Annotated in this window: 2 rRNA genes; both read right to left on the bottom strand. The window is 51.2% G+C overall.

Annotation, left to right across the window (positions count from 1 at the left end):
* Positions 1–27: 27 nt before the first annotated feature.
* Positions 28–143: ribosomal RNA gene (rrf, locus tag AB4Z35_RS30745) — 5S ribosomal RNA — on the bottom strand.
* 155 nt (positions 144–298) lie between these two features.
* A 23S ribosomal RNA gene (locus tag AB4Z35_RS30750) occupies positions 299–420 on the bottom strand; the annotation flags it as partial.

Here is a 420-nt window from a genome sequence, read left to right on the forward strand (position 1 = left end):
TACGCAGATAGGGGTTTCGGAATTTAATCTTGACGATGACCTACTCTCACATGGGGAAACCCCACACTACCATCGGCGATGCATCGTTTCACTGCTGAGTTCGGGATGGGATCAGGTGGTTCCAATGCTCTATGGTCGTCAAGAAATTCGGGTACCGAGTCGTGACCAGTTGGCCTCGCTTCAGCAAATTGGGTATGTGACAGCTGGGTGTTTTGTGAGCATCTCGAACTTTCGGTTCTTGCGTCTTCACACACCGCAATCTGGCCTCTCTCGAGTTCGCAAATTGCTTGGGTGTTATATGGTCAAGCCTCACGGGCAATTAGTATTGGTTAGCTCAACGCCTCACAGCGCTTACACACCCAACCTATCAACGTCGTAGTCTTCGACGGCCCTTCAGGGGACTCAAGGTCCCAGTGAGAT

The organism is Pseudomonas sp. KB_15, assembly GCF_052114525.1.
Lineage (GTDB): Bacteria > Pseudomonadota > Gammaproteobacteria > Pseudomonadales > Pseudomonadaceae > Aquipseudomonas.